Below are 22,110 nucleotides of genomic sequence, written 5' to 3' on the forward strand. Positions count from 1 at the left end.
ATCTGTTGACAAATTTTATTTTTAGTCTTCCGTTTCCGGCACACTCGCCGTGCTCTTGCACCGCGAATTTCTCTCCCCCAACCGAGGATTCCATCGTGTCCCATCTCCCCCGCACGCTCGCGCCCACAGCTCTTTGCCTGTCGCTTTTCGCCTCTGTTTTCAGTGGCATGTCTGCTAGCGCACAGGGCCACGGCCCGACGCCGAAACGTGGCACCGACGGGCTTTCGCCTGTGGCCTTCAAGATTGCGAACACCGGGGAGATCGCGCTGTCGTGCAGCGTGAAGCTGGCACATTGGTATTCTCTGGAGCTTGGCCAGGCCGCCCATGGCGTCTCGCTCTCTGCGATGCTCTGGTCGAACCCGGAGACCGGCGAGGTCTTCATGCTCAACCCGATCGGCGACCAGATGCCGGTGGAGCGGTTGTGGTGCGGGGTGAGCGGGCGTAGCTGGGACACCCGGTTCGAAATGCCGCTGCTGCGGACCGCCGGGCGCGCCGAACCCGATCTGCGCTTCGATTGCGCCGCCGATCCGCTGGGTGCCGTCCCCGAAGAGGCAAGCGCAACGCTTTGCACAGCGCGGTAATCTGGCCCATCACTTGGCACGGCCCCGTCCGCCTCCCCCAAACGGGGAGGTGACCGGTCCCAAGCGTTTCTACGGTCCACCAGCCTCTGGTTCACCATCGACATCCCTGCCATTCGCGTTCCTGAAAAATCCGGACACCGAGCCATTGGCCAAGCCACCGGAATGTGCGTGGGCTGGCTGTTCTGCCTGTCGCCTCTCTGCGGAGCGATCACGCGCCGGGACAACCCGACCAAAACAACCAATCTCGACTCAACCATAACGCCGATCAAACAGCCGTCAACAAATCTCAACCGTTTTATTGGTTGTTTTATCAACCAAACCAAACCAAACCACCCAAAAGCACAAATTTCAGACGAACGGTGCAAAATTCGCTGTATTTAGGGTATTTTTTCGGCATTTTGCGAAAAAAACACCGCTTATCCCTGCTGATATTCTACGCAGCCCACTCCAAAATTTTTAAAAATATGACTCAACCATTCTTTTTTGGTTGCGCATAGTTGGTTGCGCGATCTAGCGTAACTCATCAGTCGGCGGTCCGAAACATCTCGACTCGGATGACAACGCCAGCAGCCCCACCAACAGGGACTTCAGGAGAAGCAATGACAGTGCAAGATACATCCACCACGGCGAGCAAACCCGCGCACCGGCTCAAGACCGGCGCCGAGTTCAAAGCCTCGCTCGATGACGGTCGCAACATCTGGATCGGCAAGCGCAAGCTCGACAAGGTCACCGACGAACCCGCGCTCGGCGCCGGTGTCGATCTTCTGGCCGAGATGTTCGACGATCAGTTCAAACCGGAATTCGAAGATGCGACCACCTATATCGACCCGCAATCCGGCGAGATCGTCAGCCGCGCCTGGCAGGTGCCGACCACCATCGAAGAGCTGGCCGACCGTCGCAAGATGATCGAATACACCAGCCTCAAAACCGCTGGCACCTTTGGCCGCCCGCCGGACCTTTCGCCCGCAATCGTCGCGGGTCTCATGGCCTATCAGGATGTTTTCAAACAGAAAAAATCCATGATCGACGGCTGCAACCCGGATTTCGCGGAAAATATCGAAGCCTATATGGACTTTGGTCGCAACACCAACCTCACCGCCTCCGAGAGCCTCGCCGGTCCGCAGACCGACCGCTCGAACCCGAAGGCGGCGGAGATGGCCTTCCTGCGTGTGACCAAGGCGCAAGCCGACGGCATCTATGTCTCCGGCGCGAAAACCGTTGGCTCGATCGCGGCGCAGGCCAATGACATTTTCTTCACCAACCTCGGCGGTCTGACCACCACCCCGCCGGAGGCCTGTGTCTGGGGCGCCGTTCCGATCAATGCCGATGGCATCACCATGATCTCGCGCGAGATGGTGTCGCAACCGGGCGCCAACAAGTTCGACCATCCGGTCTCCTCCATGGGCGAAGAGGCCGACCAGTTCATCGTCTTCGACAATGTCTTCGTCCCGAAAGAGCGCATCTTCAACCTCGGCGATCCGGACGGCATGTCCTGGTATGGCCGCGCCACGGTGTTCGCACACTGGCATGTGCTGACCCGCATGGCGGTGAAATCCGAGCTTTTCGTCGGCGCCGGTCAGATGGTGCTCGACGTGCTCGGCACCGGCAAGATCCCCGCCGTACAGCAGATGCTGGGCGAGCTGATCCAATATGCCCAGACGCTCCGCGCTTTCGTGATCGCCGCTGAAGCCAAAGCGACGCAGCTCGCCTCCGGCGTTGTCACCCCCGATGTGTCGATGCTGACCGCCGGTCGCCTCTACTCGATCGAACATTACCCGCGGATCATTCATATCCTTCAGGAAATGTGCGGTCAGGGTCTCGTCATGCGCTTCGGCAAAGACGCGTTTGAGAACCCCGAAATCGGTCATTACCTCAATGACTTGCTGCCGGGTCACGGCGTCTCCGCCATGCAGAAAGAACTGTTGATGAACTTCATCTGGGACATGACCAGCGGGTCGCTTGCGGGTCGCGTGGCGCTCTTCGAGAACGTCAACTCCTCGCCCGCCCCGCGTCTGCGTGCCCGCCTCTTCGACGAAGTGAGCCGCGAGGCCTTCGTCGATCAGGTGAAAACCATCGCCGGCATGGACTGGTAACCCCGTCCCCTACGGGCGCGCCTGCCCTCTTCCGGGCGCGCCCTCCTTCACAAGAGCAGACTGATGACCGATTGCCCCCTCATCGACGCGTTTTACGCCGCCTATAACCGCCACGACGCCGAGGCCGCCACCCGGCTTTATGCGACAGAGGGGCGCCATGACGAAATCGCCATGGGCAAGAGCCGCACGGGGCATGAGGCCCTGCGCGACGGGCTGACCGGGTTCTTCAACATGCTCCCGGATGTGACATGGACCCCGCACCAGACCGTGCGCTCGGCGGATCACATCGCGGTATTCTACCATATGACCGGCACGTTCACGCCGCGCCCCAGCGACAAGGCCCCGGACCCCGCCCCGAAACCGGTGGCGCTCGACGGGATGCATCTTTTCCAGCGCGCGGGCGATGAGATCATGCGGACACAGGACTATTGGGACAAGGACGCGTTCCTGGCCCAGATCGGATAAGACATGCGAGACGAGTACGACAGGCTGGACGCCACCGCGATCGCCGGATTGGTGCAAAGTGGCGAGGTCAGCGCCAAGGAGGTGTTCGACGCCGCCATGACCCGGATCGAGGCGCTTGAGCCACATCTCAACACCATCGTGCATCCGCATTTCGATCTGGCCGAGGCGGATATCGACGCGGGCCTGCCCGACGGTCCGTTCAAGGGTGTGCCCTTTCTGATCAAGAACACCGGCATCGCCGTGCGTGGCATGGAAATGTCCACCGGGTGTCGGCTGTTCAAAGGCCATGTGGATCAGACCGATTGCACGCTTGTGGCGCGTTACCGCGCGGCGGGGCTGGTGATCCTCGGCAAATCCAACACGCCGGAATTCGCGCTGAGTTTCGCCACCGAACCGCGCGACTATGGGGCCACACGCAACCCGTGGGACCTCGATCACGGCCCCGGCGGCTCCTCGGGCGGCTCAGCGGCGGCGGTGGCCGCAGGGCTTGTGCCCTTTGCCAACAGTTCGGACGGTGCGGGGTCGACCCGCCTGCCCGCCGCGCACACCGGACTGTTCGGGTTCAAGCCCAGCCGGATGCGCAACCCGCTTGGCCCCGTCGCCGTTGAGGGCATCGCGGGCATGTCCACGCCCCATGCGCTGACCAAATCCGTGCGCGACAGCGCGGCGCTTCTGGACATTTCCGGCGGTGCGGACATCGGCGATCCCTATGCGCAGCCGGTGAAAACCGAGAGCTATCTCATCTCCGTCGGGCGTGATCCGAAACCGCTCAAAATCGGTCTGACCCTCGCTTCGCCTCTGGGCACGCCGGTCGATCCGGAAATCCTTGCCCACACCGAAGAGGCCGCCAAGCTGATGGAAAGCCTCGGCCATCATGTCGAGATCGTCGAAAACGCGGGATATGACGCCGAGGCGCTCAAGACCGCGTGGCAGGTCATCCCCGGCGTCAACGTCGCCACCGCCGTTCTGGCCCGCGGCAAGGCTTTGGGGATCAAAGATCCGATTGCCGAGTTGGAACCCGCCAACGCGGAATGGATCCGCAAGGCTCTGACCCTCACCGGCATGGATTACCTCGCCTCCGTCAACCAGCTTCACGCCACCGCGCGCGGGCTTGGCCGGTTCTTCGAGCGTTTCGACATTCTGATGAGCCCGACCAGCGCCGAATTGCCGCCGAAACTCGGAACGATGTCGAGCCAGACCCAGAGCCTTGACGCCTTCTACGATCAATTCTGGGCGCACAGCCCTTTTACCTGCGCTTTCAACGCCTCGGGTTTCCCGGCGATGAGCCTGCCCTTTGGCCTCTCGACATCCGGCCTGCCGATCGGCGTCCATTTCGGCGCGGCTCTGGGCGGGGAGAACCTTCTGTTCTCGCTCGCCGGTCAGGTTGAACGCGCCGCCCCCTGGGCCGATCTGCGCCCCGATCTTTCGGAGTTTCTGTCATGAGCGATCTCATTCAATACGATGCGACGGATCTGATCGCGAAAGTCTCCTCCGGAGCCGTGAGCCATCGTGAGGTGGCTGAGGCCTATCTCGACCGGATCGCCGAAAAAGACGGCGAAATCGGCGCCTATATCCATTGCGACCCGGAGCTGGTGCGCCGCACCGCCGATGCCCGCGACAAGGCGGGCGCAGGGCCGCTTGCCGGTCTGCCCGTGGGGGTCAAGGATGTGATCGACACGGTCGACATGCCGACGGGCTATGGCTCCGCGGCCTATGAGGGGTGCCAACCCTATTGGGATGCGCCCTGTGTGACGCAATCCAAAGCCGCCGGTGCGCTGATCATGGGCAAGACGGTTTCGACCGAATTCGCCATGGCCAGCTCCGGCAAGACCCGCAACCCGTGGAACCTTGCCCATACGCCGGGAGGCTCCTCCTCGGGGTCCTGTGCCGCCGTCGCCGCGGGCATGGCGCTGATGGCCTTCGGCACCCAGACCGCAGGCTCGATCATCCGCCCGGCCTCCTATTGCGGCGTGGTTGGTTACAAACCCTCTTTCGGGCTTCTGGAACCCGCCGAGATCAAGGTTCTGGCCCATTCGCTCGACACGCTGGGGCTTGTGACCCGCACTGTGCGTGACGCGGCCCTCACCGCCTCCGTTCTGGCGGGCCGTCCGGGTCTGGCACTGTCGGCCGATCTGCCCAGCGCGCCCAAGGTGGGCCTGTTCCGCACCCCGCCCTTCGATCCTGCCGAGCCTACGACCGTGGCCGCGCTCGACTTGGCCGTGGCCCGGATTGAGGCTGCCGGCGGCACGGTGGTCGAGATCGACGTGCCGGACACTTTCATCACCACGCATGATCTGCATGCCGCCGTGATGGGCTGGGAAGTCACCCGCGCCCTGTCCCATGAGCGCACCGCGCTATGGGACCAACTCACGCCCGTGACTCGTGATTTCCTGACCGAAAAGGCGTGGATCGACGCACCCGCCTATGATGCCGCCCGCGCCGCCCTGCCGAAGGTGGCCGCCGATCTCGCTGCCGCCATGGCCGATGTCGATGTGCTTCTGGCCCCTGCGGCCCCCGGCACCGCCCCCGAGGGCTTTACCAGCACCGGCGCGCCGATGTTCAACACCCCCTGGACGCTTCTTCACATGCCCGCGCTGAACGTGCCCGCCCTCATGCACGACGGCCTTCCCGTCGGCGTTCAGGTCATCGGGCGGGTCGGCGAAGATGCGAAAACCCTCGCCATGGCCGCCTTTATCGAAACCTGTCTCGACACGCCCTTCGATGCCCTGCGAGGCCATCCATGAGGGGACAGAACCCGCTTGAACGCCTGAGCAGTCGCGATGTGCGCCAAAGCCTGCAATGGTCCGCACTTCTCGCGGCGGCCATCGGGCTGGCCTCGCTCCTCGGGCTGATCCATTTCCCCGCCGCCCCGCTTCTGGGCGCGATGATCGCAGGCATCGCCTTTGGCGCCAGCGGCAGCCACCTGCGCGTGCCCCGCCCCGCCTATGTGCTGGCGCAGGGTGCGGCGGGCGTGTTCATCGCCACCTCCATGTCCCCCGCCATTCTCGTCGATGTGGCACAGGACTGGCCGCTGCTTCTGGCGATGACCGGGGCGACGCTTGTCGTCGCCTTCACCATCGGCTGGCTGATGAACCGTGTCACCGGGATTTCCGAGGATGTCGCGGTTTACGGCAGCCTGCCGGGCATGTCCGGCGCCATGGTGATCATCGCCAATGAGCGCGGCGCCGATGCCCGGATCGTGGCGCTGATGCAATATGTGCGCCTCGCGTCGGTGATCCTGTCCGTCGCGCTCTTTGCCTCGCTGCTGCCCGACAGCCCCGAGGCCAGCCTGCCGGCCCGGGACATCTCGCCGCTTTCGCCGATCCTCGCCCCTGCCCTCGCGGCGATCTCCCTCATTGCCGTCAAGCTCAAGCGCCTGCCTGCCGCCGGCATGCTGATCCCGCTGATCCTCTGTGCCGTGATCGAGGCCACCGGCCTCTTGCACCTGCAAATGCCGCATGTCCTGATCCTCGCCACCTTCGGAGTGATCGGGCTTGAGGTCGGGCTCAAATTCACCCGCGAGGTGCTGGGCCACGTGATCCGGCTGATCCCGGCTGTCATGGTTTCGACCATCGCCCTCATCGCGATCAGCGCCGGGCTGGGCCTGATCCTCTATGCGCTCACCGATCTCGATGCAAAAACCGCGCTACTGGCCTCCGCCCCCGGCAGCATCGAAACCGTCGCCCTCGTCGCCATCGCGACCAAGGCCAATGTCGCCGCCGTCATCGCCTTTCAGACCGTGCGGATGTTCACCGTAGTCCTGTTCGGCCCGTTTCTCGTGGACCTGCTGATGCGCCTGCCGATCTGGTCCCCCTCCCTGCGCATAGATGCCGCCAAACCCGCTTCACGGAGTGAAACATGATCATGCCGATGATTTTTCCCCAAGCCGATGCCGTCGAAGGCCTCAAGGCCGCCATGCGGTTCTACCCCGCGGGCGTCACCGTTATCACCGCCGGTCGTGGCGACGCCCGGCGCGGGCTGACCGCCACGGCCTTTACCTCCGTCACGATGGAGCCGCCAACCGTGCTCGTCTGTGTCAATCGCAACGGTGCCGCGCATCGGGCGATCACCGAGAACCGGCATTTCTGCGTCAACATCCTGTGCGAGCAAAGCCGCGATCTCGCCGAGAGCTTTGCCGGTATGACCGGCAAGACCGGCGCCGATCAGTTCGAGGGCTTCGAATGGGTCGAAACCTGTGACGGTGCCCCCGCCTATGCCTTTGCCCAGGCTTCCGTCGCCTGCGACCTCACCCAGGCCGTCGAGGCCGGATCTCACAGCATCTTCATCGGGGAGGTGCGCGAAGCCGCGCTGAACCCCGACCGTCACCCGCTTTTGCATTACAACCGCGGCTTTCACGCCGTCGGTGCAGCCAGATAAACAGGAGCTCCCATGGCGATCAGCAACGCAGATTTCGTCCTCGCGTGGAAAAACGTGTTGGAACAATGCCAACTCAAACCCGGCGAACAGGTCGCGATCCTGACCTCTGACGACAGCAACATGCAGATCGTCGAATGCGCGCGCACGGCGGCGGGGCTTTTGGGCGGGATCATCACCATGATCAACCTGCCGATGATCAATGGCGACAAGGCGCTGTCGCGCGACAAATCGGGCTATGTCGGCCAGACCACGCAGCTTGGCGTCAACACCTCGGCGCTTGCCGCACTGAAGGCCGCCGATCTGGTGATCGACACGCTTCAGCTCCTCTTCTCGCACGAGCAGGAAGAGATCCTGAAAACCGGCACGCGCATGTTGCTCGCCGTCGAACCGCCGGAAACCATGCTGCGGATGATCCCCTCGCCGGAGGCCAAAAACAAAGTCATCGCCGCCAATAAATACATGGACCCCGCCAGGGAAATGACCGTCACCTCGAAAGCCGGGACGGATTTCCGCTGCAAGCTCGGCCAGTACCCGGTGCTCCTGCAATACGGCCTCGCCGATGAGCCGGGGCGCTGGGATCACTGGCCGAGCTGCATGATTGCGCGCTGGCCCGATGAGGGCTCCGCCGAAGGGATCATCGTGATCGACGAGGGCGATATTTTGCTGCCCTTCAAACGCTACGCCGCCGACAAGATCTATCTCACCATCGAGAAGGGCTTTGTCACCAAGATCGAAGGCGGCTGGACCGCCGAATACATGAAGGCCTTCATGGACAGTTTCAACGACCCGGACGCCTATGCCATGGCGCATGTCGGCTGGGGGCTTGAGAACCGCGCGAACTGGACCACGCTCGGGCTTTACGATCGCGAAGCGGCACTGTCGATGGATGCGCGCTGTTTCGCCGGGAACTTCCTGTTCTCCACCGGACCGAACACCGAAGCGGGCGGCACCCGCGACACCCCCTGTCACCTCGACATCCCGCTGCGCGGCTGTTCTCTGTCGCTCGACGGCGCGCCGATGACCCGGGATGGTGTGGTCGTTCACGACTGATCCCTCCTCGTTCACGCACGAAAAAGGCGGCCGATCTGGCCGCCTTTTTTTGGTGATCAAGCTTTTATCCGCGCATCACCGCCTCTGCCGCCGCCACCGCGGCCCCGATGTCGAGCGGCTTGCCAAGCAGCTCACCCATCGCGCCACCCAGCGCAGTCAGCGCCAGAACGGTATAAAGCGGAAAGGCCGTCGGCCCCATATGCCCCACCCGCACCAGCTTGTTGAAGGTCTCCGCCCGGCCCGAGGAAATCACCACGCCGTAGCGCACCTTCATCAGATTGCGCAGCTCGGTCTCGTCCACCCCATCGGGCAATTTGATCGTGGTGCAGGTCGGCGAAGCGATCTCTTCGCGCGCGGCCCAAAGTTCAAGCCCCATGGCCTTCACCCCTGCCCGCATGGCTTCGGCGGTCTTGGCGTGGCGCGCCCAGACATTGGCCGGGCCTTCCGACAAATAGCGGTCGATCCCGGCTTCGAGCCCGTAAATCTCCGACACCGACGGCGTAAACGGAAATCCTTCCGTCGCCCTCCACGCGTCCTTCCAATCGAGAATCGACAGGATCGAGGCGCGCGGCGCCGCCGGATTGGCCGCCATCTTGGCCCAGGCCCTCTCCGACACCGTCAGGATCGACAGCGCAGGCGGGCAGCCAAGGCATTTGTTCGGCCCCGTCACCAGAAGGTCGATGCAGCAGGCCTCGACATCCACCTCGACCCCGGCCCAGGCCGACACACTGTCCACCACGTAAAGCGCGCCGTGTTTGCGCACCACCTCGCCGATCTCCCTGATCGGGTTGATCGTGCCGGAGGGCGTGTCGTGATGACAGACCGCAACCAAACCAACCTCTGGATGGTTGGTCAGGAATTCATCGACCGCAACCGGATCGACCACATCGTTATAGGCCACGCGAATCTCGTGGAATACCCCGGCCCTCGGTTTGAGCCATTCACCGTACCCCGCGCCGTAAACCCCGGAGGCGAGGTTGAGAACCGTGTCCTGCGGCGCGACAAGGGAATAGGCCGCAGCCTCCAGCCCCAGAACTGGCTCGCCCTGCAGGACAATCGGCACATCTGTGGTCCCGAGCGCCACCGCCAGCTTTTTCATAACCTTCTCGTAATAGGCCATAAATGACGGATCATAATCATAAAAAACAGGTTTCCCGAGGGCTGAAAGCACCTCGGGATAACAGTTCACCGGTCCTGTCGTCAGGGTGAAGAGCGCGGGGGCATTCACCGCGGCCGTCTTGTCGTTCATTGTGCTAAGTCCTGTGTTCTTGCGCCGGGGGCAGCCACGGATCGCCGGGCAGCGCCCCTCACTTCAACCATGCAACCACAGGGCGGCAACCGCTTGCAACCAAACTTTGACCATTTTCGATTTTTTGGTTGCATTGCGCATGGGTTTCGCACAAATTCAGGCAAACAGATGTCAGAGTGAGCAGGAGGGCGCGCGGAGAATGAGCGGGGATATGTCATCGGCACAGGGGGCAAAACGCGACGCGGCCCCTCGGACAGACAAGTCGGCCATGGTCGACGACCTGCTGGAGCATCTGCGCGGCCTGCTCAAGACCTCTGATGAATTGCCGCCCGAACGCGTTCTGGCCGACACGCTTCAGGTCTCCCGCCACAGCCTGCGCAAGGCGCTCAAGGTGCTGCGCGACAATGGCGAGCTGACCTCCGCCAAAAGCGGGCGCCGGGCGCATTCCGACACCAATCCCACGCCGCCCAGCAGCGCGCGGCTGGTGCAATCCACCAACCCTCTCGAAGTCATGGAAATGCGCCTGATGATCGAGCCCGCACTGGCCCGTTTGGCCGCGCTCCGTGCCTCGCCGGACGAGATCGCCCAGATCCTGCGCACCGCGCATTCCCCCGCCGATCTGAGCCCCGCGCAGGCCGATCAGGATTTCCACCGTGCCGTCGCCGCAGGCTCGCGCAACAGCCTCGCCTCCGAGCTTCACATCCTGTTGCACCGGGTTCAAAACGACGCCCGCCTGCGCTTCACCGATGCGGACAGCGACGAAAACACCACGGTCGAACGGGTGAAAGCCCGCGACCTTGAACACCAGAAGATCGCCGAAGCCATTGCCTCGCGCGATCCGACCACCGCCGAACGGGCGATGTTCGACCATCTCGAACGCACCCAACGCAAACTCATGGGACTTGGATTGAGACCGGGCGATGCCGCATGACTCTGACGCTTTGAGGAGCGACATCCTCATTCTGGGCGGCGGCTCCGCCGGCTGCATCCTCGCCAACCGCCTGAGTGCCGACCCGAGTGTCAAGGTCACACTCCTCGAAGCCGGCGGATGGGCAAAAGACCCCGACATTGCGAAACCCGACATGTGGCCCTTTATCCAGGGCCGCGAGTTCGACTGGGATTTCGAAACCACACCGCAGGCGGGCACCGCAGGCCGCGTACATCGCTGGGCCCGGGGCCGTGTGCTGGGCGGGTCGAGCAACCTGCACGCCATGTTCCATGTCCGCGGCCATCGCGCGGACTTTGCCCGCTGGGCCGAACTGTCCGGCGATGCGCGCTGGAGCTATGACGGGCTTTTGCCGCATTTCAAGGCGACCGAGACCTGGAACATCCCCGAAGACGCCCTGCACTCCAGTGACGGCCCGATGCCGATCATGTTGCCCGACGAGACCCAGAGCCATCCTTTGGTGAAGGACTATATCAAAGGCTGGGTGGCGCTTGGCATGCCGCGTCTGCGCGACCATTGCGGCGAAGAACTGATCGGCACCGCGCCCAACGCCCTGATGATCCGCGACGGCAAACGCGTGACCACGGCGGATGCCTGGCTGACGCCCGATGTTCTGGCGCGTCCGAACCTCACCATCGTCGAACAGGCCCCCGTGCGGCGTCTGATCCTCGACGGCACGCGCGCGGTCGCCGCCGAAGTGCATCACGGCACGGAGCTTCTGCGCTATGAGGCCGATGAGATCATCCTCTCCCTCGGCGCCATCGGGAGCCCGACGACCCTGATGCGCTCTGGCATTGGAGACCCGGAGCGGCTGGCCGAGGCCGGTGTCGACTGCCTGATCGCACGGCGCGAGATCGGCAAGAACCTGCACGATCACTTGCTCGCTGCGGGCAATATCTACCGCGCCGCCAGGGACATCATCCCGTCCAAGCTGCAAATCTCGGAATCGCTCAGCTATCAGGCCGAGAATCCGACCCAGACCGAAGGCCGCCCCGACATCGTCGTCGGCTGTGTCGTCGCCCCGAGCGCCTCGGAGATGTTCGACAACGCGCCCGAACCGGGCCATGGTTTCACCCTTCTGTTCGGCGTCACCAACCCGACCAGCCGCGGAGAATTGACCATCACCGGGCCGGAGCTTTCCGATCCCGTCACCATCGACCCGAATTACCTCGCAACAGAACGCGACCGGCATCTGTTCCGCGTGGCGCTCGACCGTGCCCGCAAGATCGGTCAAAGCGCCGAGCTTGCTCCCTGGATCGCCGAAGAAGTTCAGCCCACGCCCGGAGACCTGACCGACGAAGCCGCGATGGATGCTTTCATCGCCATGGCCGCGATCACCCATCACCATCCCGTGGCCACCTGCCGGATGGGGGCTGACGGTGCGGCCATTGTCGATTCCAATCTGAAAATGCGCGGCCTCGACAACCTCTGGATCGTCGATGCCTCGATCATCCCGGAAATCACCGCCGGCCCGATCCACGCCGCCGTGATGGCCATCGCGGAAAGCTTCGCCTCGGCGCGTCTCGGCTGACACCGCGACCTGAAAAGACGCAGCTTCAGCGCCGCAAAGTGAAGATTTTCGCGAGAAGTGGCGATCCCTTGAGGACTCGAACCCCAAACCTGCTGATTAGAAGTCAGCTGCTCTATCCAGTTGAGCTAAGGGACCGCGCTTGGGCCGCTCCGGCCATAAAAGAGGCGCCGTAAAACCGGCGCCGTCTCAAAGCGTATCGCGCCGGATCAGTGAGTCCAGGGCGCGCGTCTGTTGGTGGCGAAGTTTTCGCCATAACCGCCCGCACGCACGTTGTGCTGACGTTTGTGCGGCTCTTGCACCACATATTCGATGCCATGCTCCTTGGCATAGGCGATCGCATGTTCCTTGCTGTCGAATTTCAGACGCACCTGCGTTTGCGTGTCATGCGACGAGGTCCAGCCCATCAGCGGATCAATGTCACGCGCGGAGGCCGGCGCATAATCGAGATGCCATTGCTTGGTCTTGCCTTGCCCGGATTGCATGGCATTGCGGGCGGGCTGATAGATACGAGCGCGCATCGGGTGACTCCTTTTTGCCTTGCGCCGGTTATCCCCGTTTCCGCACAGCGTTTCAAGCCCTTCACGCATCCCTGCGGGTCTCAACCATAAGAAAACCCGCCATGTGGATCAAGGCGGGCGGATCGGGATCGTTTAGGGTGACTGCCCGACCGGCTGTGTGGGAGCGAGGGGTGGGGTGGGTGGTACACGGCCAGCCGGGTCAGTCTTTTCTGCTGCTTGCAATGACAGATTAGGCCCGAACACGGTCGCGACACAAGGGGAAATATCGCAATGGTTGTAAAAAATAGAAAATAATTCACCTTAAAGTAGTAACCCTTTGTTAACCCCTGCCCTCTTGCCCGCAAGACTTGAAAGGTGAACAAAAAGGGATCATCTGTTAACCACCCCCAAAGACCAGCCGATGGAAAGAGCCGCCATGGACCCGCGCCTGATGACCGACCCGCCGAAGGAGCTGAAACACCGCCCGAAACTCGAAGGCGGTAAGAAATTTGTCATGCACAGCGCCTTTGAGCCCTCCGGCGACCAGCCGACCGCCATCGCGGAGCTCTCGGCGGCCATTGAGGCGGGCGAGCGCAATCAGGTTCTCTTAGGCGCGACCGGTACGGGCAAAACCTTTACCATGGCCAAGGTGATCGAGGCGACCCAACGCCCCGCCATCATTCTTGCCCCGAACAAAACGCTGGCCGCCCAGCTTTACGGCGAATTCAAAGGCTTTTTCCCGGAAAATGCCGTCGAATATTTCGTCTCCTATTACGATTATTACCAACCCGAGGCCTATGTCCCCCGCTCCGACACCTTCATCGAGAAGGAAAGCCAGATCAACGAACAGATCGACCGGATGCGCCACGCCGCCACGCGGTCTCTGTTGGAGCGTGACGATGTGATCATCGTCGCCTCCGTGTCCTGCATCTACGGCCTCGGCTCGCCCGAGCTTTACATGGCGATGACGATCGACCTGATGATGGGGCAAGACTACGACCAGCGGCAGTTGATGGCCGATCTCGTCGAGCTGCAATATCGCCGCAACGACACGGCTTTTGATCGCGGGTCGTTCCGGGTGCGGGGCGACAGTTTGGAGATTTGGCCCGCGCACATGGAAGACCGGGCGTGGAAGCTTTCGTTCTTTGGCGAAGAGCTTGAAAGCATTACGGAATTCGACCCGCTTACGGGCAAGAAAACCGACACACTCGAACAGGTGCGGGTCTACGCGAACAGCCACTATGTGACGCCCAAGCCGACGATCCGGCAGGCCATTGCGGGGATCAAGAAGGAGCTGAAACAACAGCTCATCAAGTTCACCGACGAGGGCAAACTCCTTGAGGCGCAGCGGCTTGAGCAGCGCACGAATTTCGATCTTGAGATGCTGGAGGCCTCGGGTTTTTGCAACGGGATCGAGAACTATTCGCGCTATCTGACGGGCCGCGCGCCGGGGGAACCGCCCCCCACCCTCTTCGAATTCATCCCCGACAATGCCATTGTGTTTGCCGACGAGAGCCACGTCTCCGTGCCGCAGATCGGCGGCATGTACCGGGGCGACTTTCGGCGCAAATCCACGCTGGCGGAGCATGGCTTTCGCCTGCCGTCCTGTATGGACAACCGGCCTTTGAAATTCGAGGAATGGGACGCGATGCGGCCGCAATCGGTGTTTGTGTCCGCGACGCCGAAGGACTGGGAGCTGGAGCAATCCGGCGGTGTTTTTGTCGAACAGATTATCCGCCCGACGGGCCTTTTGGACCCTGTGGTGGAAATCCGCCCGGTGGACACGCAGGTGGACGACCTGTTGGACGAGGCCAAACGGATGACCGAGCTGGGGCGGCGGATTTTGGTCACCACGCTCACCAAACGCATGGCCGAAGATCTCACCGAATACCTCCACGAACAGGGCGTGCGGGTGCGCTATATGCACTCCGATATTGATACGATTGAACGGATCGAGATCCTGCGCGACCTGCGTCTCGGGGCCTTCGACGTGCTCGTCGGCATCAACCTGTTGCGCGAAGGTTTGGACATCCCGGAATGCGGCCTCGTCGCCATTCTCGACGCCGACAAGGAAGGCTTCCTGCGGTCCGAGACCTCGCTCATCCAGACCATCGGCCGCGCCGCGCGCAACGCCGAGGGGCGGGTGATTTTGTATGCCGACAAGATCACCGGCTCGATGCAGCGCGCTATGGACGAAACCGACCGCCGCCGCGCCAAACAGATGGCCTATAACGAGGAACACGGCATCACGCCGCAGACCGTCAAGAAGAACGTCGATGACATTCTGGCGGGGCTCTATCAGGGCGACGTGGACATGAACCGCGTCACCGCCACCATCGACCGGCCTGCGGCGGGCCAGAACCTTCAGGCCGTGCTCGAAGGCCTCAAAACCGACATGCGCGTGGCCGCCGAAAACCTCGAATTCGAAGAAGCCGCGCGGCTCAGGGACGAGATCAAACGGCTCGAAACCGTCGATTTGGTGCTGCACGACGACCCGCTCGCACGGCAATCGGCGGTGGACGATGCCGTGGCGGATGCGAAGGCGAAAAGCGGGCGGTCGACGGCGGGGAGACCCGGGATGCGGGGCGGCAAGGCTGGTCGGGGGAAGAGGAAGTAGCCCGCCCCTACGACCTACCTCAACGTCGGCAAATCCTTCAACTGAACCCGCCCGCGCGCCCAGTAGCCGCGGACAAGCAAACTGCCTTTTCGCAGGATCGGAAAGTCCTCCTGCCAATCCCGATAGCGGTCGTTGGTCACGATCAGCGCCTTTCGCCGTTGCGCCATGCGCAGAATCAACGGATCGGCGGGCGTGCCGCTCGGCGACACCATGACCTGTTGCGCAGGCAGGCCCAGCGCGCGCGCCAGTCGAACCGGCCCAAGATAGCCGTCCGATACCAGATAACCGACATTCGCATCGAACCAGACAATCGGCGCATAGCCCTTTGCCCGCGCGACGTCGACCGCCGAGCGCACGGTTCTCAGATCCGGCACCTCATTGTTCCAATACAGGATGTTCGAACCATCGAAGACGACAAGCGGTTCGCGCCTGCGAAACAGGTTCAGAGTCCCAGCAAAAAGCAGGGCAGCGAGCAAAAAGGCAAACAGAACCTGCCAATATTCAAGCCCGTATTGTATGAAGAGTTGAAACCATTCCTGAGCGTAAATTTTTTCAAACACCTGAAAACACTTTCGACACCGTCATAATCGCTCAAAATATGAAGACCCGGGGCAATAGAGACAAGTCTCCACGCCCCGAGTCACCAAACAAAATTCTCAGCTTGCGAAACTACTCCGGCACCACCACCGTCAGCCCCAGCATCCGCCAGACCTGCATCCCGCCGCGGTAATAGAAAATCTTCTCCGCCGGAAAGCCCGCCTCGATCATCCGCCGCGCGGCCGTTGGCGACTGGCCGCACCATGGCCCGTTGCAATAAAGCGCCACGGTCTTGACCTGATCGCCCTCGCAGATGAAGCCTTCGAAATCCGGCTCACAGCCCAGCTCGCCCAGCCGGTCCGCCGCTTCTGTGTAGGGCATATGCACCGCGCCGGGGATCGCGCCGCCGTCGAAATCCGGTTTCACCCGGCTGTCGAGCACCATCGCATCCGGGTCCTGCAACATCGCGATCAGCTCAAGCTCGCCGATCGTGGTCACGCCCTCGGCGGGCGTCATCGGCTGGATGCAGAAATTCGGGCAGGGCCGCGAGGTCTGCGCCCAGACGCCGCTCACCTCGTTGGCATTGTCCTGAATCCGCGAAATCTCCACCGGGCCTGCGGGCGTCTCCACCGTCGCCGACATCATATCCGGCGTGATCCCCACCGGATCGGCCAGTGCCGCTCCGCCAAACCCAAAGGCCATCATCGAAAAAACCAAAGCCAAACGCATCAATAGACCCCCTCCACGTCATACATCACCGGTTCGAACGACTTGCACATGCCGTTGATCACCCGGTTGCGTTTGCGCATTTCCTCGGTGCGCAGCATCGCCTGATAATCCTCGCGCCGCTGCCATTGCGAATAATTCGCAATCCTTGTCTGCGCGTCGTTGATATGCAGCGCCGCCGAAATGAACCCCGGCTGTTGCGAGATCACCTCCGCATAGGCCGCCTGCAACGCCTCCATCAGATCCTGCGCCACGCCGGGCGTCGTCTCGAATGTCGTCAGAACCGTCTGACAGGTCGTGTCCTGTGAAATAACCGGCATCGTCTCCTCCCTGATCTGAGCCAATGTCGCCAGTGTAAGACTGTCTCGCATTTTAGCCAGTCCGGATTTGGAGAATCACCTCCGCCCCGCTAGTCCTTTCGCATTCCGCAAAACGCCGCCCGGGGTCTTCCCTCTCCGTTAACCAGAGTTTTTCGGACATTCTCCCAAGTCAAACCGCGCTTTTGCCCAAGCCTCGCCGCATTCTTTTCCGGCGCCCCGAGTCCCTTCGATTTTCTCGCGTTCTCAGGATGTTAACCATAACAAATCCTTGCCAGAGCCCCATCCGGTTTAGCTAAAATTCAATCCATCTCTCATCGAGGCGCAAAAAACGGCGCCCGGACAATGTCCAGAACGGACCCACTCCCCGACCGCAACACAGAGGAATGCCGCGTCGGGGGATGCCCCGAAAGGATATTGAAATGCGTGTGCTGCTTGCCGAAACCAACTGGAACGCCATGATTGCCGCCACCGGCCTGACCGAGGCCGGGATGCTCGTGACCCGGGTCAACGACGGGCGCGAATTGATGGATTTCGCCGATTTCGGCGAACAGAGCGCTGTCGTGCTCGACCTCGACATGCCCGACCTCAATGCGCTCAAACTGATCGCACAACTGCGCCGCAAGGACGCCTTGATGCCGATCTATGCGCTGACCGAAGACGCAAGCTGGGAGCCCCGCAAGAAGGCCTATGACATGGGCGCGGACGATGTGATCTATGGCCCGGTTCAGCCCGCCATGCTGGCCGCCAAGATCAAGGCCGCCGTGCGCCGCACCGGGGGCTATGCCAGCAGGGAACTGCGGGTCGGCACTCTGGTGCTCAACACCGAGACCATCTCCGCCGCGGTCGGGGCCAAGACATTGCAACTGACGCGCAAGGAATATGAAATCCTCGAAATGCTGATGCTGCATCGCGAACGCCTCGTGACCCGAGAGGCGCTGATGAACCATCTTTACGCCTGGGACGACGAGCCCGACGCCCGCATCATCAACGTCTATCTGAGCCGTATCCGGCAACAGATCGAGACCTGCGGCGGCGACCCGGAGCTGGTCGAAACCGTCTGGGGGCTGGGCTACCGCATCGCGGCGGAGCAAACCGCACGACAGGCGGCCTGAGCGGCATGTCCGGGCGCCGCCATTAAGAGGCTGTCAAACCTTTTGACGTAATCTGCCCGCGAGTCATTGCTCTCCAGATCGCACCAAAGACTGAAAAGGCCTCTCCATGCCCCGATTGCTGTCGCGTCTCCTCGGCCTCCTGCTCCTGTTCTTACTGCTCGCCCCTTTGCTGCCGCAGACCGCGCTGGCCGACACGGAATTGCAGGTCAAGCTCGACGTCGCCGGGCGTCAACGCATGCTGAGTCAGCGCATGATGCGGGCCATGTGCAATGCCGGGCTGGGCATCGACGCCATGGCGAACAAGAAAATCCTGCTGACCTCGGAATTTACCTTCAAAAGCTCGCTCAAGGCCCTGAAAGACGGTGGCGGGCCAGCGGAATTCTCGCCGGAGACCGGGACCGAAGCCCTTGCGACCCTCGCCCGGATCGAGGAGATCTGGTCACAGTTCGAGACCGGGATCGACCGGTTCAACACCGGAACACTCACGGACTATGACGATTACGCCGCGCTCTCCGATCTGTCCCTCGAACTGCTCAAGGCCTCCAATGCCTTGGTGCAACAGCTCGATGCCCGCTACAAGGCGCAAGCCACGAACACCGACCCGGCGCTGGGCCGGATGATCGACATCGCCGGACGACAACGCATGCTGATCCAGAAAGCGGGCAAGGAAGTGTGCCTGCTGCAAATGGCGGACACCGCCCCCGACGCTCCGGATCAACTGGCGCAATTGCAACAGACCCTCGCCCTGTTCAACAGCTCCGCTTTCGGCCTGACCTTCTCCTCCACGGAGATGCAGTTGCCGCCGCCCCCCACCGCGGACATCGAGCTGGACAATTTCAATCACTGGCAGGAATGGAGCAGTCTCGTCACCCTGTTCGAAGCGGCGCAGGTCGAGCGGCTCGACCCCATGGAACTGCACGAGATTTCCGTGAGCGTAGAGTTCTTCCTGCAAGAGCTGAACGCCACGGTCGAACGCTACGCCGCACTCTGAGTCCGATGTAGACAGTCCACAGATGGGCCGATACAAATCCTGACTATAAAACTCTGTTTTCTCTGGCCAGCCCGTGCTTTGCCCGCTAACAAAGGGCCATGACAGAGGACAAACCTTCCCCGATCCGCCCGACCGATGCCGAGGCCCGCACCATGGCGCAGGATCTGATCCGCAGCGCGCGCATCGCCGCCCTCGCCGTGCTCGATCCCGACAGCGGCGCCCCGCATGTCACTCGCATCGCCTTCGGCCTCGGGGGCAACAACGGCTGGCTGACGCTGGTCTCCGATCTCTCGGCCCATACCAAAGCGCTGCGCGCCGCGCCGCGCGCCGGGCTTTTGCTGGGCGAAGCGCCCACGAAAGGCGATCCGCTCGCCTTCCCGCGCCTCTCCGTCGCAGTCGAAACCCGCTTCGTCCCGCACGGCACCGAGGAGCATGCCGCACATCGTGCCGCCTGGCTCACGCATCACCCGAAAGCCCAGCTTTACATAGATTTCGCGGATTTCACATTTGTCAGTTTCATGCCCCTGTCCGCCGATCTCAACGGCGGCTTCGGCAAGGCCTATCGCCTCACACCGGACGATCTGAGCCTGACATAAAAAACCGGGCCGCCAAAGCCGCCCGGTTTTCCGCCTCTTCTCTGACAGCCCTCAGATCGGCCGATCCATCCGGGCGATCATGTTGACCGTGCCCTTCACCGCCTGCGGGAAGGTCAGCCGGATCTGGTTGTTCGAACTGCCATAGTTCACCGTCACATAGGGCGTCGCGGACACCGCATTGCCCGAGGCATCGGTCAGCGCATTGCGGAACACCAGGCTCTCCACCACGCGTGCCCAGCCGCCGAACGGCAGATAGGCCGACGGATCGAGCACCCAGTCGGTCGACGCCGTGCTTTGCGAATATTCTGCCGAGACCGGGTTGATCGTAAGCTTGCTCACGCCGTTGAACGTGTTGCCCTCGAAGGTCACGTTGCGCGTCGAATTGTACGCAAGATCGGCAAAGGTGGTGTCCACCTTGTCGACCCGGTCGATGAAACCGTTGAGCGATTTGAACACGTTGTTCTGCACCGCCAGCCCCTGAAGGAAGTGACCCGGCCCATAGGGCTTGATCACGATCCAGGAGAAATAGCTCGCCGCGTCGTTCACCGTGAAGATATTGCCCGTGATGGTCAGCCCGCCAAAGGAATATTCCGACGAGAAATCCGGCGCGGCATCGTGCTCGTTCGTCATCTCGATGAAGGAGTTGTCGATATAATTGCCCGTCACGATGGATTTCACGTTCGGATAGGTGAACACCAGCCCCGCCATGCGCGGGCTGTCGGTGTCCTCGTCGCCCTGGAACCAGTGGTTACCGACGAACATATGCCCGTTGCCAAACACGATGCCAGTGTGACCGAACCGCTGGAACCGGTTGTCGCGGATCTTGCAGTCGTTCGAGTTGATGTTGAACGCCACCGACTGCCGATCCTCCGCCCGCACCGTCTGTTCGTTCGACACGAAAGAACAGCGGTCGATGTGCAGATCCTGACAGCCGCCGCCGATCGAGGTCACGCCGCGATTGAGCGGCGATTTGATGTGACAGTCGCGGAGCTGGAAATTGTTGCCGCCCGGCGAGAGCATCACCCCGGAGGCGCGCCCATTGCACAGGAGCTCCACGTCAGAAAGCTGAAACTGCGACAGTTTCGAGAGACCCGAAAAATCGAACACGTATTTAAACCGCGTGAACGTATAGGTCTGGCTCGAATTCGGCGCGTAAAGCGGCTGGCTGAGCGTCAGCGACTGGTTGCCGACATTCACCGCCTGAACATAGACCTCGCGCCCGACGCCGGTGCCGGTCACCAGACTGCCGACCTTGATATTGGCGATATTCACCACATTGCTCAGCGTCTTGGACGAGGCCGCGCTATAGCTCGCCGTAGAGGTCGCCACCTCATTGTCCCAGTTGCCCGACGCAACCGTGGTGATCTGGCCGTTGCGGATCACCCGGCGCACCTCAAGCGACGTCGCCCCGGTGATCTCCGCCACATCCAGCGGCTGATCCAGTTCGACCCGCCGCCCGCGCATGTCGAGACTGTCGTGATCGGTATAGTAGAACATCGCCTGAATGGCGCGTTTCAGCCCTTCGACCTCGTCGCCAAAGGCGTCGATATAGGCGTTCAGGTGGAAATTCTTGCGCAGCACGAGGCGGTTCGCCGCCGGCATGGTCACCGTGCCGTCAAAAGTCACCTCTTCGGTGAAAGAAACCGTATCGCCGAGATAATACACGCCTTCCGGCACGATCACCCGACGCCCTGCGGCGGCGGTATTGGCGGCGTTGAACGCCTCGTGATCGTCGGTCACCCCATCGCCCAGAGCGCCGTAATCGCGCACGTCGATCGAGCCGGAACTGTCGGCCAGAAACCATTCGGAGACATCCTCGATTACGATATCGTCGATCCGCACCGTGCCACCGTTGGCGCCCGTCAGATCGAGCCCGAAATGACCGTAGACCGGCTCAAGCCCCCAGGGCATGTCGACCCCGCCGCGGTGACCGGAGCCGACGATGGCCGTCACCTCGACCACCTCGCCATAGGCGGTGAGCACCGTCTCCGCGCCGATCTCGGTCAGCCCGGCGACATGAGCGAGCGAGCTGTTCCCGGCCCAACCGGCGATCCGCACCGACGGCAGGTTGCCGGCAATCGCCTTCACCTTCGCCCTGATCTGAAGATACATCCCCGGCACGAGCGGCGTCTCGCCCATGTAGCGCAGCTTGGTCAGAGTGTCGTTCTTGACGATCTCGAGACAACTGCCGAACTCCGCATCCGCCACCACAAGAGAGGCATTCGCCGCCCCGTCATAGGTCGCCGAGCCGGGTGTGCCGTCTTCGCTGGACCAAACGTCCAGACCGTTCTCGAACGCCGGCGGCATCAGCACCAGCCCATCTGTTATGGCCTTGTTCATCCGAACCCCTTTCAATCCTTCAATCCGATGCGCACCGATCTGCATGACGGCACCCCGCGCCTCCGGAGCCCCGGACGCGCTC

20 protein-coding genes and 1 tRNA gene are annotated in these 22,110 nt (G+C 62.2%); 14 read left to right on the forward strand and 7 right to left on the reverse strand.

Annotated elements, in window-relative coordinates; genetic code table 11:
• Positions 1-95: 95 nt before the first annotated feature.
• The 8 genes from CEW89_RS08830 to CEW89_RS08865 all read left to right on the forward strand — a co-directional run bounded on the left by CEW89_RS08830 (position 96) and on the right by CEW89_RS08865 (position 8,566).
• On the forward strand, positions 96-581 hold the full coding sequence (locus tag CEW89_RS08830; protein WP_096805646.1) for a hypothetical protein: 486 nt from the start codon (positions 96-98) through the stop codon (positions 579-581).
• A gap of 599 nt (positions 582-1,180) precedes the next feature.
• Entirely contained in the window at positions 1,181-2,674 is a 1,494-nt protein-coding gene (locus CEW89_RS08835; RefSeq protein ID WP_096805647.1) for a 4-hydroxyphenylacetate 3-hydroxylase N-terminal domain-containing protein, read from the forward strand.
• Between the two features lie 63 nt (positions 2,675-2,737).
• Positions 2,738-3,139, forward strand: a complete 402-nt coding sequence (locus tag CEW89_RS08840; RefSeq protein ID WP_096805648.1) for a nuclear transport factor 2 family protein — start codon at positions 2,738-2,740, stop codon at positions 3,137-3,139.
• Between the two features lie 3 nt (positions 3,140-3,142).
• Complete coding sequence (locus tag CEW89_RS08845) at positions 3,143-4,582, forward strand: amidase (RefSeq protein ID WP_096805649.1); 1,440 nt, start codon at positions 3,143-3,145, stop codon at positions 4,580-4,582.
• Positions 4,579-5,883, forward strand: coding sequence for an amidase (locus CEW89_RS08850; protein WP_096805650.1), 1,305 nt, complete (start codon positions 4,579-4,581; stop codon positions 5,881-5,883). Before CEW89_RS08845 ends, CEW89_RS08850 begins: the two co-directional genes overlap by 4 nt.
• A complete protein-coding gene (locus CEW89_RS08855; RefSeq protein WP_096805651.1) occupies positions 5,880-7,001 on the forward strand; it encodes an AbrB family transcriptional regulator in 1,122 nt (373 codons plus the stop codon). Before CEW89_RS08850 ends, CEW89_RS08855 begins: the two co-directional genes overlap by 4 nt.
• Positions 6,998-7,516, forward strand: a complete 519-nt coding sequence (locus CEW89_RS08860; RefSeq protein WP_198403526.1) for a flavin reductase family protein — start codon at positions 6,998-7,000, stop codon at positions 7,514-7,516. The genes CEW89_RS08855 and CEW89_RS08860 overlap by 4 nt, the downstream gene beginning before the upstream one ends.
• A 12-nt stretch (positions 7,517-7,528) precedes the next feature.
• Complete coding sequence (locus CEW89_RS08865; RefSeq protein WP_096805652.1) at positions 7,529-8,566, forward strand: 2,5-dihydroxypyridine 5,6-dioxygenase NicX family protein; 1,038 nt, start codon at positions 7,529-7,531, stop codon at positions 8,564-8,566.
• Positions 8,567-8,630: 64 nt separating this feature from the next.
• Here the strand turns inward: CEW89_RS08865 and ppaT are convergent, their stop codons facing one another.
• Positions 8,631-9,815: a pyridoxamine--pyruvate transaminase gene (gene ppaT / locus CEW89_RS08870; RefSeq protein ID WP_096805653.1), complete on the reverse strand. Its 1,185-nt coding sequence runs from the start codon at positions 9,813-9,815 to the stop codon at positions 8,631-8,633.
• 211 nt (positions 9,816-10,026) lie between these two features.
• Here ppaT and CEW89_RS08875 point away from each other — a divergent pair, with 211 nt between their 5' ends.
• Both CEW89_RS08875 and CEW89_RS08880 read left to right on the forward strand, forming a co-directional pair.
• Positions 10,027-10,746 carry a FadR/GntR family transcriptional regulator gene (locus CEW89_RS08875; protein WP_198403527.1) on the forward strand — a complete coding sequence of 240 codons (720 nt, stop codon included), beginning with the start codon at positions 10,027-10,029 and terminating at the stop codon, positions 10,744-10,746.
• Complete coding sequence (locus CEW89_RS08880) at positions 10,736-12,292, forward strand: GMC family oxidoreductase (RefSeq protein WP_096805655.1); 1,557 nt, start codon at positions 10,736-10,738, stop codon at positions 12,290-12,292. The genes CEW89_RS08875 and CEW89_RS08880 overlap by 11 nt, the downstream gene beginning before the upstream one ends.
• A gap of 58 nt (positions 12,293-12,350) precedes the next feature.
• Here CEW89_RS08880 and CEW89_RS08885 read toward each other — a convergent pair.
• Both CEW89_RS08885 and CEW89_RS08890 read right to left on the reverse strand, forming a co-directional pair.
• Positions 12,351-12,427, reverse strand: a tRNA-Arg gene (locus tag CEW89_RS08885).
• 71 nt (positions 12,428-12,498) lie between these two features.
• Positions 12,499-12,810: an ETC complex I subunit gene (locus CEW89_RS08890; RefSeq protein ID WP_066706626.1), complete on the reverse strand. Its 312-nt coding sequence runs from the start codon at positions 12,808-12,810 to the stop codon at positions 12,499-12,501.
• Between the two features lie 400 nt (positions 12,811-13,210).
• On the opposite strand from CEW89_RS08890, the gene uvrB reads away from it, so the two are divergent.
• Entirely contained in the window at positions 13,211-15,406 is a 2,196-nt protein-coding gene (uvrB, locus tag CEW89_RS08895) for an excinuclease ABC subunit UvrB (protein ID WP_096805656.1), read from the forward strand.
• A 14-nt stretch (positions 15,407-15,420) separates the two neighbouring features.
• Here the strand turns inward: uvrB and CEW89_RS08900 are convergent, their stop codons facing one another.
• The 3 genes from CEW89_RS08900 to CEW89_RS08910 form a co-directional block, all read right to left on the reverse strand.
• Positions 15,421-15,966, reverse strand: a complete 546-nt coding sequence (locus CEW89_RS08900) for an NYN domain-containing protein (RefSeq protein ID WP_066706633.1) — start codon at positions 15,964-15,966, stop codon at positions 15,421-15,423.
• Between the two features lie 109 nt (positions 15,967-16,075).
• Positions 16,076-16,672, reverse strand: a complete 597-nt coding sequence (locus CEW89_RS08905; protein WP_096805657.1) for a rhodanese-like domain-containing protein — start codon at positions 16,670-16,672, stop codon at positions 16,076-16,078.
• Positions 16,672-16,989, reverse strand: a complete 318-nt coding sequence (locus CEW89_RS08910) for an antibiotic biosynthesis monooxygenase family protein (protein ID WP_066706639.1) — start codon at positions 16,987-16,989, stop codon at positions 16,672-16,674. Before CEW89_RS08910 ends, CEW89_RS08905 begins: the two co-directional genes overlap by 1 nt.
• Before the next feature lie 419 nt (positions 16,990-17,408).
• On the opposite strand from CEW89_RS08910, the gene CEW89_RS08915 reads away from it, so the two are divergent.
• From CEW89_RS08915 to CEW89_RS08925, 3 genes are all read left to right on the forward strand, one after another.
• Positions 17,409-18,101: a response regulator transcription factor gene (locus CEW89_RS08915; protein WP_198403528.1), complete on the forward strand. Its 693-nt coding sequence runs from the start codon at positions 17,409-17,411 to the stop codon at positions 18,099-18,101.
• A 106-nt stretch (positions 18,102-18,207) separates the two neighbouring features.
• The gene (locus CEW89_RS08920; RefSeq protein ID WP_096805659.1) at positions 18,208-19,092 is read left to right on the forward strand and encodes a type IV pili methyl-accepting chemotaxis transducer N-terminal domain-containing protein; all 885 of its coding nucleotides are present in this window, start codon (positions 18,208-18,210) and stop codon (positions 19,090-19,092) included.
• A 98-nt stretch (positions 19,093-19,190) separates the two neighbouring features.
• Complete coding sequence (locus CEW89_RS08925; protein ID WP_096805660.1) at positions 19,191-19,688, forward strand: HugZ family pyridoxamine 5'-phosphate oxidase; 498 nt, start codon at positions 19,191-19,193, stop codon at positions 19,686-19,688.
• 51 nt (positions 19,689-19,739) lie between these two features.
• Here CEW89_RS08925 and CEW89_RS08930 read toward each other — a convergent pair whose 3' ends face one another.
• Positions 19,740-22,028: a glycosyl hydrolase family 28-related protein gene (locus tag CEW89_RS08930; RefSeq protein WP_096805661.1), complete on the reverse strand. Its 2,289-nt coding sequence runs from the start codon at positions 22,026-22,028 to the stop codon at positions 19,740-19,742.
• Positions 22,029-22,110: the final 82 nt, after the last annotated feature.

Source organism: Celeribacter ethanolicus, from assembly GCF_002407265.1.
GTDB classification, from domain to species: Bacteria; Pseudomonadota; Alphaproteobacteria; order Rhodobacterales; family Rhodobacteraceae; genus Celeribacter; species Celeribacter ethanolicus.

What these genes read in the sequence shown, in the direction of transcription:
- CEW89_RS08835 (WP_096805647.1), top strand. Translation starts at nt 1,181, where the DNA reads ATGACAGTGCAAGATACATCCACCACGGCGAGCAAACCCGCGCACCGG.
- CEW89_RS08840 (WP_096805648.1), top strand. Translation starts at nt 2,738, where the DNA reads ATGACCGATTGCCCCCTCATCGACGCGTTTTACGCCGCCTATAACCGC.
- CEW89_RS08845 (WP_096805649.1), top strand. Translation starts at nt 3,143, where the DNA reads ATGCGAGACGAGTACGACAGGCTGGACGCCACCGCGATCGCCGGATTG.
- CEW89_RS08850 (WP_096805650.1), top strand. Translation starts at nt 4,579, where the DNA reads ATGAGCGATCTCATTCAATACGATGCGACGGATCTGATCGCGAAAGTC.
- CEW89_RS08855 (WP_096805651.1), top strand. Translation starts at nt 5,880, where the DNA reads ATGAGGGGACAGAACCCGCTTGAACGCCTGAGCAGTCGCGATGTGCGC.
- CEW89_RS08860 (WP_198403526.1), top strand. Translation starts at nt 6,998, where the DNA reads ATGATCATGCCGATGATTTTTCCCCAAGCCGATGCCGTCGAAGGCCTC.
- CEW89_RS08865 (WP_096805652.1), top strand. Translation starts at nt 7,529, where the DNA reads ATGGCGATCAGCAACGCAGATTTCGTCCTCGCGTGGAAAAACGTGTTG.
- ppaT (WP_096805653.1), bottom strand. Translation starts at nt 9,815, where the DNA reads ATGAACGACAAGACGGCCGCGGTGAATGCCCCCGCGCTCTTCACCCTG.
- CEW89_RS08875 (WP_198403527.1), top strand. Translation starts at nt 10,027, where the DNA reads ATGTCATCGGCACAGGGGGCAAAACGCGACGCGGCCCCTCGGACAGAC.
- CEW89_RS08880 (WP_096805655.1), top strand. Translation starts at nt 10,736, where the DNA reads ATGCCGCATGACTCTGACGCTTTGAGGAGCGACATCCTCATTCTGGGC.
- CEW89_RS08890 (WP_066706626.1), bottom strand. Translation starts at nt 12,810, where the DNA reads ATGCGCGCTCGTATCTATCAGCCCGCCCGCAATGCCATGCAATCCGGG.
- uvrB (WP_096805656.1), top strand. Translation starts at nt 13,211, where the DNA reads ATGGAAAGAGCCGCCATGGACCCGCGCCTGATGACCGACCCGCCGAAG.
- CEW89_RS08905 (WP_096805657.1), bottom strand. Translation starts at nt 16,672, where the DNA reads ATGCGTTTGGCTTTGGTTTTTTCGATGATGGCCTTTGGGTTTGGCGGA.
- CEW89_RS08910 (WP_066706639.1), bottom strand. Translation starts at nt 16,989, where the DNA reads ATGCCGGTTATTTCACAGGACACGACCTGTCAGACGGTTCTGACGACA.
- CEW89_RS08915 (WP_198403528.1), top strand. Translation starts at nt 17,409, where the DNA reads ATGCGTGTGCTGCTTGCCGAAACCAACTGGAACGCCATGATTGCCGCC.
- CEW89_RS08920 (WP_096805659.1), top strand. Translation starts at nt 18,208, where the DNA reads ATGCCCCGATTGCTGTCGCGTCTCCTCGGCCTCCTGCTCCTGTTCTTA.
- CEW89_RS08925 (WP_096805660.1), top strand. Translation starts at nt 19,191, where the DNA reads ATGACAGAGGACAAACCTTCCCCGATCCGCCCGACCGATGCCGAGGCC.
- CEW89_RS08930 (WP_096805661.1), bottom strand. Translation starts at nt 22,028, where the DNA reads ATGAACAAGGCCATAACAGATGGGCTGGTGCTGATGCCGCCGGCGTTC.